Origin of the sequence: Azotobacter beijerinckii, from assembly GCF_900110885.1 — a bacterium.
In the GTDB taxonomy this organism is placed as follows: Bacteria; Pseudomonadota; Gammaproteobacteria; order Pseudomonadales; family Pseudomonadaceae; genus Azotobacter; species Azotobacter beijerinckii.
Genome location: NZ_FOFJ01000084.1, coordinates 1 through 11,997, shown reverse-complemented (window position 1 = coordinate 11,997; position 11,997 = coordinate 1). Strand labels below are relative to the sequence as shown.

Sequence of the window (11,997 nt, the reverse complement as noted above, 5' to 3'; positions counted from 1 at the left end):
AGAGCCTGGCGAAGGTGTTGTGCGAAGGAATGCCGTTGGGCAATTCCATGTAGCGACGAAGCCAGGGTAGCTTCTCCTGAGCCCACGCCTGGATCTCTTCGAAGGTATCGGCACCGACCAGAATGCCGCAGACGGCGACGGTCTGGGTTTCGGCCAGGGAGTGCTGAACCTTGTTGGTCTGCCGAGGATCGGCCAGGGCGACGAATACGTCCGTGATGGGCATGGGAAGGGAGGGCATGCGCAGGTGCTCAAATATCCCATTGATACAGTCTTGCGATCACGGTTTCAAATGCGAGGCGTTCGCTTCATGCGATTGCCCTGGCCTGAGCCGCCTGCTTCCAATCGAAGGTCGGCTTTCTTGGTAGACTCGCGTGCCATCGCGCATGATCCTGATCTGCGCCGTATAACCGGTGGTGCCATCCTTGCGGCGCCGCGATGCAATCATGCCCATTTTAATTTGCTACATGACGTTTTTGGATTGCTACATCTGTAGCAACGACACCCCAAAACAAGCAAAAACAGGCGAAAACGGCATCAAATCAGGCGGTCGAAAATGCTACAGAAATCAAGCTCAAAGCCAGTAACCACGTGCCCTGAGCCGTCTCGCCGCTTTTGCGTTGCGCCGATGCTGGATCGGAAAGACTAAAGCTGTAACGCCCGCCACATGCGGCCTACAGAGAAGCGGCAAAGCTCGCGTACCAATTTTGTCACACCGAACATTCCTCCCCGCCCATCGTTTCGTCATAACAACCACCCTCTTCCACCGATCCGCCTCCCGCAGATGCTTCCTGCCCGGCGCCATGTCCGGCGGGCTGCGCCCGCCCTACAAGGCTTGAGCATCCCTTTTCCCTCGTTAAATCAACACCGCCAACTCCGTATAAGCCGCTACCTTGCTGTCCGCCGTGAGTAGCTTCATGGGTTCGGCCTTGGCCACGGCTACCAACAGCCGATCAAAGGGGTCTTTGTGCAGGGGTTCAAGGCCCAGTAAGGCAAGGGTGTGTTCTGCGGTCACGGGTAATTCTTGGATGCCCAGGTTTTGGCATTCTTCAACGACCTGTTCGAGCTGAAGATCCAGTTTGCCGAGATTCTGCTTGATGGCCATCTCCCAGAAGGAAGCGGTGCTGATGTAAATCTCGCTGGCTTTGCCCAGTAGCTTACGGGCTTTGGGGGTCAGCCTGGGGTCGTCGATCAATATCCAGATCAGGATATGGGTGTCGATTAACAGCCTCATGCCGAACCCTTGCCTTCAAAACCAGCCAAGGCTTCGCTGGGCAGTTCGGCATCGAAGTCATCGGCTACGTGAATCTGACCTTTCAGGGTGCCGTAGCGCAGCCGGACAGGCTTGCCAGCGGCCACAAGGCGGGCCATAGGGCGACCGTGCTTGGCAATGATGATTTCTTGCCCATCGCTGGCGGCATCCACAAGGCGGGATAGGTTGTTTTTGGCATCGGCCAGCGGGATGATTTCCATCATGCGCCCTATATTTAGCTAGATTTAGCCAAATATCATAGAAAGTCAGCGAGCGGTTCGCAAGGCTCTGTTGCTGGTGCAACGATTGGCGAAGGCCGATTCGAATTCGGGGGGCAGATCGGCGGTGTCGAGCAGAGCTACGTAGCCGTAGGGTGGGTAACTCGCACAGCGATTACCCACCGTTTGTATCGGTAGACAAGGCTGTGCCGTTGTCTACCCTACTTGCTTCGTCTCGGCCTGACCCGGCAAGCCGTCGATCGCAGCCGCCCCGGAGGTCAAACCGCATGGACAGGCTCACCCCCGAACGCCGTAGCTGGCTGATGAGCCGGGTCGCGTCGAAGAACACCAAGCCCGAGCTCGTCGTCAGGCGGTTGGTGTTCTCCATGGGTTACCGGTATCGTCTGCATTCCAAGCACCTGCCCGGCAGCCCCGACCTGGTCTTTCTCGGAAGGAAGAAGGTCGTTTTCGTGAACGGCTGCTTCTGGCATGGCCACCCCGGCTGCCGATACGGCCGCCTCCCCAAATCCCGCGTCGAGTTCTGGCAGGCCAAGATCGACCGCAACCGAGAGCGGGACCGGGAAAACATCGCATCGCTCGAGGCGGACGGCTGGCGAGTGCTCACCGTCTGGCAGTGCGAGCTGAAAGACATCGAAACGTTGGCGAACAGGTTAAATGAGTTCATCCAAAGCGAGTAACGCACGCCCCATCGGCATCGACCTTTTCGCGGGTGCCGGCGGCCTGTCCCTGGGCTTCGAGCAAGCGGGCTTCGACATCGCCGCCGCGGTCGAGATCGACCCCATCCATTGCGCCGTGCACGAATACAACTTCCCCACATGCAAGACCATCTGTGCCAGCGTCACGGACATCGGCGGTGCCGACATCCGGCGTCTGGCCGGGCTGGGCGACCGAGACATCGACGTCGTGTTCGGCGGTGCCCCCTGCCAGGGTTTTTCCATGATCGGCAAACGCGCCCTGGACGACCCGAGAAACCAACTGGTCTTCCACTACGTCCGCATCGTCGCCGAGCTGCAGCCCAAGTACTGCGTCTTCGAGAACGTCAAAGGACTCACCCTCGGCAAGCATGCCGGGTTTCTCGAAGAGCTGATCGCCGCCCTAGGCGACGCCGGCTACGACGTCGCGCTGCCCTACAAGGTTCTGAACGCCGCCGACTACGGCGTCCCGCAGGACCGCAAACGCCTGTTCCTGATCGGCACCCGCCGCAGCTTCGCCCAGGCTGCCTACCCCGAACCGCAGGCCGAGCGTGTGACCGTCGTCGAAGCCATCGGCGATCTTCCCGACGCCAACGCCTTCGACGAACTGAGCGGCAGCGACGAAGTGCGAACCGTCTGGAACACCGACGCCACCTACGCACGCCGGCTGCGCCGGCTCGAAGCCGACCCGCACGACTTCGGCTACGAACGCCACTTCGCGCGCGACCTGCTCACCTCCAGCCTGCGCACCGAACACACCGCCCTGTCCCAGGAGCGCTTCCTCGCCACCGAACCGGGCAAGACCGAGCCGGTCAGCCGCTTCCGCAAGCTGCCGCTCGACGGCCTGTGCAACACCCTGCGCGCCGGCACCGACAGCGCCCGTGGCGCCTTCACCTCGCCCCGGCCGATCCACCCCACCCTGCCCCGCGTCGTTACCGTGCGCGAGGCCGCGCGACTGCACTCGTTCCCCGACTGGTTCCGCTTCCACGCCACCAAGTGGCACGGCTTCCGCCAGATCGGCAACAGCGTGCCGCCGCTGCTCGGCCGAGCCATTGCCGGCTCCGTCATGCAGGCCCTCGGGGTCGCGCCGAGCAAACCGGCGGAAACGCTGCAACCGGGCAATACCGAGCTGCTGAACTTCGATATGAGCAGGGCTGCCCGTTACTTCGACGTGCCGCACGACACCATCGCCCAGCGCACCCGCAAAACTGCCTCTCAAGATTCGCTTACGGAAGAGTCCAATGTCTGACGCCAAACCGGCCAGGAAACCGAACCGCTACGCCGCCATCATCGAGCGAATCTTCTTCTCCCACTACACGTCCGGCACGCTGGAATTCCAGTTTGCCCGGGAGGAAATCGTCTCCGTTGCGGCCGGGCTCGACGTTGCCTTGCCGAAAAACCTCGGCGACCTGATCTACTCCTTCCGCTATCGCTACGAGCTTCCGCCGGCCATCCTCGCCACCGCGGACGAAGGACTGGAGTGGATCATCGAGGGCTGCGGTCAGGCGCTCTATCGCTTCAGGCAGGCCAAGCTGAATCGCATCGTCCCGCGCCCGGACCTGATCACCGTCAAAGTGCCGGACTCGACACCCGAGATCATCGCCGCCTACGCGCTGAGCGACGAGCAAGCCCTGCTCGCCAAAGTGCGCTACAACCGGCTGATCGACATTTTTCTCGGCATCACCGCCTACTCGCTGCAGAACCACCTGCGCACCAACCTCAAGAGCATCGGCCAGATCGAAATCGACGAAATGTACGTGGGCATAGACCGCCACGGCCGTCAGTTCGTCGTCCCCGTTCAGGCCAAGGGCGGCTCGGACAAGCACGGCGTAGTCCAGACCAACCAGGATATCGCCTACTGCAAGACGAAATTTCCCGATTTGGTATGCCGCGCCGTTTCCGCACAGTTCATGACCCAAGACCGAATAGCCATGTTCGAACTCACCGTGCAGGACGACGAAGTCAAGGTTGTGGAAGAGAAGCACTACCGGCTTGTGCCGGCTGCCGAGATCAAGAGCGAGGATTTGCAGGCTTACAACTTGCGGGCCGATTAGGGCATTGCGGACACTTGAACAGTGCGTGGATGCTGTGGTGGACAAGCAGAGCGCTGTCCACCCTGTTCGCTTGAAAATCAGAAAAACCTAGAACGGTGCAGGATGCGACGCACCAACTGTGCCTCTAGATTAGACACGCGGCGACCCTCTGGAAATGCTATCACCTCACAACCTTTGATAGAGAAAGACTCTTGCGCGACCTCAACCACAGAGCATTCTCGAAAATGGGCTTGGAGATGATTTTCGCCTCCATAGCCAGCATGATCGAAGCAAAAAGATAGCTGTACCATCTCTTCAGTAGCCTGATCTTGATCGAAGTAATGCATAACTTATCTCCTTTCCCCTTCCGCGAGGGCCGCGGATTCTAGCCCCTTAACAACCAACCCCTCAAGCGTCGAAACAGCCTCCATCGAGATCCGAGTTACAGGCTCAGCCTCTCTGATAATCATTTTACCGTCTGTTTTACGCCCTGCTGGATGAGCAGAAAAAAATTTTAAGTACCGAGAAGGTGCCACCCCATCAAACGGCAATATACGCACCTTCGTTGCATCAGCCTCGTTTTCAGTTATAGCATCTTGATGCAGCTTGGTTGCCAGACTTTTTCGGTATGGCTCTAGGAATATGACCTCTTTAACTCCAGCCGCCACCAAATGACGAGCACACGAATGACATGGATAGGTAGTAACAAATAGGCTACTACCTTGTACTTTACCTCCATCAGCCGCTCCCGCATTCAAAAGCGCATGCATTTCCGCATGAACTGCCCTAGAAAACTCGATCAAACTTTTAAGCTGCGTTTTTTTACGAATAACATCAACAGCAATATCAGACTTATCCTTGGGAACAACACCTGCATCAACCAGCTTTTCCACTATAAAATTAGAAATAGCTTTTTTCTCTTGATCGTTAGAACAGATTCCTCCTCGCATATTCCAACAGCGGCGGTCCTCATCAGAATTGAGCCCATCACCTTCAGTTTGATAAAGCCCACCAAAAGCTTTTGGAACATCATTCCAACCAATTGACAATATCTCACCATTGTCATTAGCTATTGAGGCTCCAACCTGCCTAGATAGGCATGCAGAGTTTCTAGCAGCAGAATATGCCGCATACATAGCTCTCTCATTAACAGTAGGAGTCGCTATAACCGTCCCAAGCATCAAGTCGAGGAATCGCTTCACCCTACTACGCCGATGAGAGTCTGTTATTTTTTCAACTCTAAGAAAAAAATCTGACTGCGGAAATGTATCCTCAACTCGTTGGCCATGATCTATTTCCTCTCCAGAATCTCTATCTATCAACTCATGGATAGCACCGCCCTTTAGAACCTCCTCCAGACGAGAAACGCGCAACTCAATCGGGGAGTAGACCCCAATAACATATAACATATCTCCATAGATAGACCTCAACAGGTGCAACTCATCAACATGCTTTATTGAGTCAATAATATGACACCATCTAAGCCTGACATTTGGAATATGTGCCTCATCCGATTCGCCAGAAAAAAGATCAGGCTGTTCCGCAACCCTTGCATCTGCAGCTTTCTTCTGCTCCCTCTCTCTAGCCAGGCTTATTTTCTTTATAGCCAGCTTGGCCAGAATAGCGTTCCCATGCTGCTTACGAAGCTCGTTACCCTTCTCAATCAACTCTTTTATCGAGCAATTTTTATCAAGACCACCCTTTTCTCTTATCTCACTGCTCAGCTTGATGATATCGACATGCTCATAACCATAATCCGTACTTAGCAATAGAGCTCTAAAGCTCTCCGCCACTTCGTGAAGCGGCGTCCCTAAAGGGCCGCATAGCGCAATAACAATTTGAGGAGTAAGCGTATTATCTATAGCCGCAATATCATCAAAAGCCTTTCCCTTAGAATCACTACTAACAACTTTCAAACCAGGTTCCGAAGAAGACACAAACACCTCCCCAAAATAACCCCATCAGGGCCACCAAAAACTCACAAGACTTAACACTACAATATAAAAACCAAACAACTATCGCTCTTACAATCCTCACTCTCTCTTAGGGTACAGGCTTAAGGTGGACAAATCCCATCCATCAGACCCTATTACCACTTGGCCTGCAGAGTTTTGTGCAGGCCGTCTCCAATTATCAGGCTTTGCTAGGAAAATCATCTAAATTCTTGAAGTACTCAACACCTTTTTGATTGAACCATGCCACTGCCTCCTGAGTGTTACTAATATCAAGGGCAGCCATCACATGGGCTATACCGGATGCGGCAGACTGCTGTGTGATTTCACCACTCCTGTACGCCTCTAAGACGCGAATAATAAATCTATCCATTGCCTTATGATCTTGACTGGTCAATTTTCCGCCGTGCATCGATATACCTCCACTTAAAAGACCAAACATCATCAGAAACCAAGCAGCGCACAACTACCCAAACAGTCGTATCGTATAAAGCATACATTGATCACTCTCACTTTCCATATTTAGCTTGTGGCTTCGTGACCATTATATTTATGCTAGAGAATTTATACGCTATGGACAGTAGGCCCAGGCAACCTCCTTGGCATATTAGTGCCATCGTAAGCACCTGAAAGGAAATTTTCCTAGATCTCCTCCGCCCCTGACCGTGCAAATCCGTGTGCCTCATGGGCTTGTGCGGGCATGTGTCGAGAAAATATCAGATTATTTTTCTTCACGTACTTACCTATTACCCATCACGAATGCTGATTGACTCCCTACTCATACTAGCGCTACCTTCCCCCCGCTGCCGCCAAATCGGCAGCCTGGGATTGGCGTCCCGGTACACGTAGGCGGACACAACACCGCCCTAAAAAGCGGTCTTTTTGTGCCCGCGGCATGGCTACCCCCGTTATGGGCGGGCCGTGCGTGGGGGTCTTCGGACCCGCCGGTGCCTACGTCCGGTACGCCAACCCGCACGGTTCCGCTCACCCAAATTGGCGTTTGGGAAGCGGCTCACGCATAACGTAGGAGTCACACCATGTCGACCATCACCAGCCAGCTCGGCACCGTCAGCTTTCAAGGCCACGACCTCACCGTCATCACCACCGACTCCGGCGAACGCTTCGTCGCGATGAAACCCATCTGCGAAGCTATCGGCCTGTCATGGAATGGGCAGTACGAGCGCATTCAGCGTCACGAAGTCTTGAAGACCTGCGTTCGTGTTACACGAACGGAGATGCCCGGCGACGACCAGCACCGCGAACTCGTCTGCCTCCCCCTCGACTACCTCAACGGCTGGCTATTCGGCGTGGATGCCTCCCGCGTCAAACCCGAGATCCGCGAGCGCCTGGTGCAGTACCAGCGCGAATGCTTCGCCGCCCTCGCCGCCTACTGGCAGCAGGGCGAAGCCATCAACCCGCGCACAGTCCTGCCGGCCGGCAACGTTTCCGCTCCCCTGCGCCTGACCTACAACGACCGCCACTTCCGCATCGTGCCCGTCGGCACCGAGGTCTGGTTCGTCGCCGCCGACGTGGCCAGCGCCGTCGGCCTGCGCGACTCCCACGTCGCCACCCGCCACCTGCGGCCCGAGCACAAGGCCACCCTCCCGGTCGGCCGGCAGACGCTGAACGTCATCAGCCAGGCCGGGCTGGAACTCGCCCTGCTGCACGCCCACCCGGAGCGGGTGGCGCCCTTCCGCGCCTGGCTGGCCGAGGCGCTGAACCTGCTGCCCACCACTACCGCCGCGCCCGAACCCGAGCGCCCGCCCGTGGCCAGCCTGAGCCTGGAGGCACGCAACTTCACCCTGGACTATCTGGAGCGCTGCCGTCAGGCCGTGATCGACGCCGGCGGCACGCTGCCGGCCTGGAACCAGGAGGCCGACCAGCGCATCTCCGACAACATGGCCGCCCTGCTGATCAGCGACAAACGCTGGCTGCTGACCTTCGGCGACAGGGGCGAGCCGCAGCTCCAGGCCATCCCCCGCGAGGCCGACATCTTCACCCCCGAATCACTGCTGAACTGGATTCGCAACCCCTTCGGCGCCCGGCCCGACTACCTGCCGGTCATCTTGCAAGCCATCGGCGAACGCCTCTCCAACCCCCGCCGACGCTGAATCGCAGTCCTCTAGGGCGGGCGCTGCCCGCCCCTGTTCGCAGGTCAGCGCTGCCGCCGGCTCTCCCGGCGGCAGGCATTGCTCGATCTCTGGCGGTATCATAAACTGATACCATTAACAGCAAGCAACGCAGCACACTCGAAGCCATCTTCTCGAAGCCGACTCCGGCCTCCTTGGAGTGGGTGCGGATCGAGTCTCTATTCGTGGCGGCTGGTGCCAAGGTCGTCGAAGGAAACGGATCGCGAGTCCGCTTCGAGCTGAATGGCGTGATCGCCACCTTTCATCGACCGCACCCGGACAAAGAGGCCAAACCATACCAAGTGCGCGACGCAAAAGCCTTCTTTGAGAAAGCAGGGATAACGCCATGAACGTGATGAACTACAAGGGCTATTCGGCCCGCATCGAATACAGCGACGAGGATAAACTGCTCGTCGGACATATCGTCGGGATCAACGATGTCGTCGGCTTCCACGGCGAATCCATCCCGGAGCTTCGCGGCGCATTCGAGGAGGCGGTGGACGACTACCTTGAAACCTGCGCCAAGCTGGGTCGTGCTCCGCAAAAGCCATACTCCGGCAAATTAAGCCTGCGCATGGCCCCGGAGTTGCACGCCTCCATCTCGGCCAAAGCCACGCTCTCGAACAAAAGCATCAACCAGTGGGTTGTCGACGTATTGGATCGAGAGGCGCACGCGTGAATACCAGCCGTCGAGGGGCAGCAGTGGCCTTTTCGATGCGCCCCTAACGCTGGGTGCCGACCTTCGACAACAAAGGCGAGCCGCAGCTCCGGGCCATCCCCAGCGGAGCCGACGTCTCCACCCCCGAATCGCTGCCAAACTGGATACACAACCCCTTCGGCGCCCGCTCCGACTTCCTGCCGGTCATGCTGCAAGCCATCGGCAAACGCCTCTCCAGCCCCCGCCGGCGCAGAATCGCAGGCACAAAAAAAGAGCCCCCGCCGAAAAGGCAGGGGCTCGTTGTCTGGGCAGAGAAAGGCTGGCTTGCTTTCGAAAGGAAACCCAGGGCGGTTCACCCCAACGGCTTATGTTTTCAAGTGCATGAAATGTGGGGCAGTCGGGTTTGTCTGAAAAATCGCTTCGCGCCGTTCGGTGATCAAAAAACGGCCGCCTTCTGACCAGTCTAAGGCGGCTGCCATTGAGCCAATGGACTTTTCAGACAAACCCTAAAGGATATTGGCAAGGCTTGTATCAAACACCTTGTCTAATCGATAGTTGAAGTCATGCTCGCAGCTGTCGGCCAGTATTTTCATCGCTTCGAGCAGAGACTCAAAAGCCTCCTTGTAGTAGGTAGGGTCTTGTTCACCTTGACTAGCACACACCTTTGCCTTGCCGATCAGCAGGTTGAACTCACCACGCTTTGCGTCGAATGTCATTGTTCGATTCCTTTCGATCCGGGGAGGCCAGGCTATTGATACAGATCAATCGTTAGCCTGACATGAATACCTGTAGCAGCTCTAATTCGATACTTCCAGAGGCTTTCATAATTGTTCACAAAACACGGCTACCGGCTCAGCGCACAAAACGCCAGAAAACCTTGTGCTAGGTATCTCTGTAACTGAACAGACCTTTGCCCTGCCCCCGCTGAACGTCTCTCCAGCTTCCCACCACCAAATCGCAGACACAAAAAAAGAGCCCCCGCCGGAAAGGCAGGGGCTCGTTGTTTCGGTCTGCACGGAATCAGCGGGCGTTGTAGGCGTAAGCCTCGGCGTTTTCCGGGGTCCAGCCATACGGGCGCGGGCGGTTGCCGTGGATCACAACCTTGTCGCCTTCGGCGAAGATGTAGTTCGGCGAGCGGTATTCCTTCAGTTCGCCGCTGTCGGTGCGTACCAGGTAGACACGCTCGCTGGCACCGATGGCCTTCTGACCGGAACCGCCAAACAGGGCTCCGATCCCAGCACCGACCAGTGCACCGATGGGGCCGCCGACGCCACCGACCATCATCCCGGTCATGCCGCCAGTCGCCTGCCCGGAGGTTTCTCTGGTGACTTCCCGGACAATTTCATCGGCGCTGGCAATGCCGACGCTGAATATGCCGATGGCCAGAGCGAGAATTCCGAACTTTTTCATGGCGGTTCCTCCTAGCGAGACGAGCGGTCGTTACCGGTCGAGTCAATCGAGACGAGAGTGGCGCCGTTATCGCCGTTGTTTCGTCTCCCTTGATGAGGAAACTACCGATTTCATTGACCTAGATCAATAAAATAATAGATACCCCATGCTTAAGGAGGGGGTGACTCCTGACAACCGCCAAGGCAGCAGCGTCCGCCACAGGCCTCGCAGAATGACTTCAAACGACTGATTTTCAAGGAAAACTAGAACAGACCGGCCCTTGCAGGGTCGGCCCGCGAGGCCCGAAGCGGCCAGATGCGATCACGCTTTGCTCTTGGCGATGGCCTCCTCCAGGATCTGAACGATTTCATCGTCGAGCGTGGTGTCCGTCCTGCCGGCAAGGTACTTGGCCAGCCTGAGCAGGATCTGGGCGACCACGTCGGCCGTCAGAGCCTTGATCAACAGCGAAGCCAGTGCGCTAGCGAGCATCGGCGGCCTCCTTCAATGCATCCATCGCCCGCGCATAACAGCCGTCCCAGCGGTCGCGGTGCGGTTTTCCGGGGCGCCACGTCCTGACATACAGCTCCCAGCTTTTGGCAACCTCGCCCACCGCCGGCAACGGCGCCGGATCGGTCCACAGCAGCAGGCGGGCGAAGGCCGCGGCGAGGGTGTCGTCGTGCTCGAGCGCGGCATAGACCGCCGCCTCGGTCGGCTCGACGTTGCGGGCCTTGCAAACCGCCAGCGCATGCGGCCGGCTCAGCGGATGCTGTAGCACGCCGCGCACGCCGCCCAGTTCGAACTGCCAGAAGCCACGGGCAGGCCCGCCGATCTGCCGGCGATGGATAAAGCCGGACTCCTGCAGGCCGATGGCGAGGAGCATGGCCTCGGCCTGGGGACTGTTCATGCGCGCAGGCAGCAGCGCGAGCGCCGGGGCGATGGCCGCGGCGCGGATTTTGGATAGCAACATGGGTTCTCCAGAAACGAAAAGCCCGCTTGGCGCGGGCGGGGTATCAGATGGCGTGGGCGAAGGTGTGCCGCCAGCGCTGGTGGCTATCCAGCCCGTCGCGCACGCTCCACAACTCGGCGATCACGTCGCCGACGTAGGTCGTGCTCAGGGTCGCCGTCGTGCCGGCGATGCCGGTCTGGCTGGCCAGCACCGCCTGGGTGTCGGCGCGCAGCAGGCGGGCGCTGTAGGTGGTGCCGCTCTCCGGGCCGATGCTGCCCTGGGCGGTGTCGATCAGTTGGTCGGCCTGCAGCAGCCGGTCGCGGTGGGTCCAGGTCAGTACCACGTCGCCGGCGACGCTGGCCGGGTAGCTCGCGCCGCCGAGCTTGAACAGCCCCGGCGGATAGGGCCTTCCCTGCCGCTGGGCGGTGAGCAGGCTGTCGACCGCGGCCAGCGCGGGGTCGAGCTGGCCCTCGCCGGTCTGGGTCAACAGCCGGGCCTGCACGGTGACGCTCGGCGCGTACTCGGTCGGGTCGAGGGCGGTTTCGTCGTCCAGGAACCACAGCCGGGCGCCGGCGGCGTGGCCGGCCGGCACCGTGTCGACGCAGCCGCGGGCCAGGGTGCCGCTCAGGGTCGCCGGGTCGAAGGCGTCGATCCGCACGATCTCGTCGTCGAGCAGCGCGGCGCCGCCCACGTCGACGAAGTCCAGGTCG

At 58.5% G+C, this 11,997-nt stretch carries 17 protein-coding genes and 1 pseudogene; 7 read left to right on the top strand and 11 right to left on the bottom strand.

The genetic code is table 11. From position 1 onward, the window contains the following. From BMY22_RS21185 to BMY22_RS21170, 3 genes are all read right to left on the bottom strand, one after another. A partial coding sequence (locus tag BMY22_RS21185; protein ID WP_143068583.1) for a transposase family protein occupies nt 1–238 on the bottom strand: 238 nt, incomplete at its 3' end. 615 nt (nt 239–853) lie between these two features. Continuing rightward, nucleotides 854–1,231: a type II toxin-antitoxin system VapC family toxin gene (locus tag BMY22_RS21175; protein ID WP_090625232.1), complete on the bottom strand. Its 378-nt coding sequence runs from the start codon at nt 1,229–1,231 to the stop codon at nt 854–856. Beyond that, nucleotides 1,228–1,473, bottom strand: a complete 246-nt coding sequence (locus tag BMY22_RS21170; protein ID WP_090625230.1) for a type II toxin-antitoxin system Phd/YefM family antitoxin — start codon at nt 1,471–1,473, stop codon at nt 1,228–1,230. Before BMY22_RS21170 ends, BMY22_RS21175 begins: the two co-directional genes overlap by 4 nt. 281 nt (nt 1,474–1,754) lie before the next feature. Between BMY22_RS21170 and BMY22_RS21165 the strand changes: the two genes are divergently transcribed. From BMY22_RS21165 to BMY22_RS21155, 3 genes are read left to right on the top strand one after another with little or no spacing between them, the layout of a single operon-like run. Then, nucleotides 1,755–2,165 carry a very short patch repair endonuclease gene (locus tag BMY22_RS21165; RefSeq protein ID WP_090625228.1) on the top strand — a complete coding sequence of 137 codons (411 nt, stop codon included), beginning with the start codon at nt 1,755–1,757 and terminating at the stop codon, nt 2,163–2,165. Next, nucleotides 2,143–3,429 carry a DNA cytosine methyltransferase gene (locus BMY22_RS21160; RefSeq protein ID WP_090625227.1) on the top strand — a complete coding sequence of 429 codons (1,287 nt, stop codon included), beginning with the start codon at nt 2,143–2,145 and terminating at the stop codon, nt 3,427–3,429. Before BMY22_RS21165 ends, BMY22_RS21160 begins: the two co-directional genes overlap by 23 nt. Continuing rightward, nucleotides 3,422–4,234: an endonuclease gene (locus BMY22_RS21155; RefSeq protein ID WP_090625224.1), complete on the top strand. Its 813-nt coding sequence runs from the start codon at nt 3,422–3,424 to the stop codon at nt 4,232–4,234. Before BMY22_RS21160 ends, BMY22_RS21155 begins: the two co-directional genes overlap by 8 nt. Before the next feature lie 77 nt (nt 4,235–4,311). On the opposite strand, the gene BMY22_RS24060 is transcribed toward BMY22_RS21155, so the two are convergent. From BMY22_RS24060 to BMY22_RS21145, 3 genes are all read right to left on the bottom strand, one after another. Continuing rightward, nucleotides 4,312–4,560 carry a hypothetical protein gene (locus tag BMY22_RS24060; protein WP_143068582.1) on the bottom strand — a complete coding sequence of 83 codons (249 nt, stop codon included), beginning with the start codon at nt 4,558–4,560 and terminating at the stop codon, nt 4,312–4,314. A 3-nt stretch (nt 4,561–4,563) separates the two neighbouring features. Next, complete coding sequence (locus tag BMY22_RS21150; protein ID WP_167363784.1) at nt 4,564–6,150, bottom strand: anti-phage dCTP deaminase; 1,587 nt, start codon at nt 6,148–6,150, stop codon at nt 4,564–4,566. A 196-nt stretch (nt 6,151–6,346) separates the two neighbouring features. Further along, nucleotides 6,347–6,577 (bottom strand): hypothetical protein, encoded by a 231-nt coding sequence (locus BMY22_RS21145; RefSeq protein WP_090625221.1) that lies wholly within the window; start codon nt 6,575–6,577, stop codon nt 6,347–6,349. Between the two features lie 625 nt (nt 6,578–7,202). On the opposite strand from BMY22_RS21145, the gene BMY22_RS21140 reads away from it, so the two are divergent. The 4 genes from BMY22_RS21140 to BMY22_RS24055 all read left to right on the top strand — a co-directional run bounded on the left by BMY22_RS21140 (nt 7,203) and on the right by BMY22_RS24055 (nt 9,410). Then, on the top strand, nt 7,203–8,276 hold the full coding sequence (locus BMY22_RS21140; RefSeq protein ID WP_090625220.1) for a phage antirepressor N-terminal domain-containing protein: 1,074 nt from the start codon (nt 7,203–7,205) through the stop codon (nt 8,274–8,276). Nucleotides 8,277–8,458: 182 nt separating this feature from the next. After that, entirely contained in the window at nt 8,459–8,644 is a 186-nt protein-coding gene (locus tag BMY22_RS21135; protein WP_341865018.1) for a type II toxin-antitoxin system HicA family toxin, read from the top strand. Continuing rightward, nucleotides 8,641–8,973 (top strand): type II toxin-antitoxin system HicB family antitoxin, encoded by a 333-nt coding sequence (locus BMY22_RS21130; RefSeq protein ID WP_090625217.1) that lies wholly within the window; start codon nt 8,641–8,643, stop codon nt 8,971–8,973. The genes BMY22_RS21135 and BMY22_RS21130 overlap by 4 nt, the downstream gene beginning before the upstream one ends. 53 nt (nt 8,974–9,026) lie before the next feature. Beyond that, nucleotides 9,027–9,410 (top strand): hypothetical protein, encoded by a 384-nt coding sequence (locus BMY22_RS24055; protein ID WP_139204505.1) that lies wholly within the window; start codon nt 9,027–9,029, stop codon nt 9,408–9,410. A gap of 48 nt (nt 9,411–9,458) precedes the next feature. On the opposite strand, the gene BMY22_RS21125 is transcribed toward BMY22_RS24055, so the two are convergent. The 5 genes and pseudogenes from BMY22_RS21125 to BMY22_RS24510 all read right to left on the bottom strand — a co-directional run. Then, entirely contained in the window at nt 9,459–9,668 is a 210-nt protein-coding gene (locus BMY22_RS21125; protein WP_090625215.1) for a hypothetical protein, read from the bottom strand. 304 nt (nt 9,669–9,972) lie between these two features. Then, on the bottom strand, nt 9,973–10,362 hold the full coding sequence (locus BMY22_RS21120) for a hypothetical protein (protein WP_139211206.1): 390 nt from the start codon (nt 10,360–10,362) through the stop codon (nt 9,973–9,975). Nucleotides 10,363–10,662: 300 nt separating this feature from the next. Beyond that, on the bottom strand, nt 10,663–10,830 hold the full coding sequence (locus BMY22_RS24515; RefSeq protein WP_167363783.1) for a hypothetical protein: 168 nt from the start codon (nt 10,828–10,830) through the stop codon (nt 10,663–10,665). Then, the gene (locus tag BMY22_RS25070; protein ID WP_090625214.1) at nt 10,820–11,308 is read right to left on the bottom strand and encodes a hypothetical protein; all 489 of its coding nucleotides are present in this window, start codon (nt 11,306–11,308) and stop codon (nt 10,820–10,822) included. The genes BMY22_RS24515 and BMY22_RS25070 overlap by 11 nt, the downstream gene beginning before the upstream one ends. Before the next feature lie 43 nt (nt 11,309–11,351). Next, nucleotides 11,352–11,997, bottom strand: a pseudogene (locus BMY22_RS24510) (hypothetical protein); the annotation flags it as partial.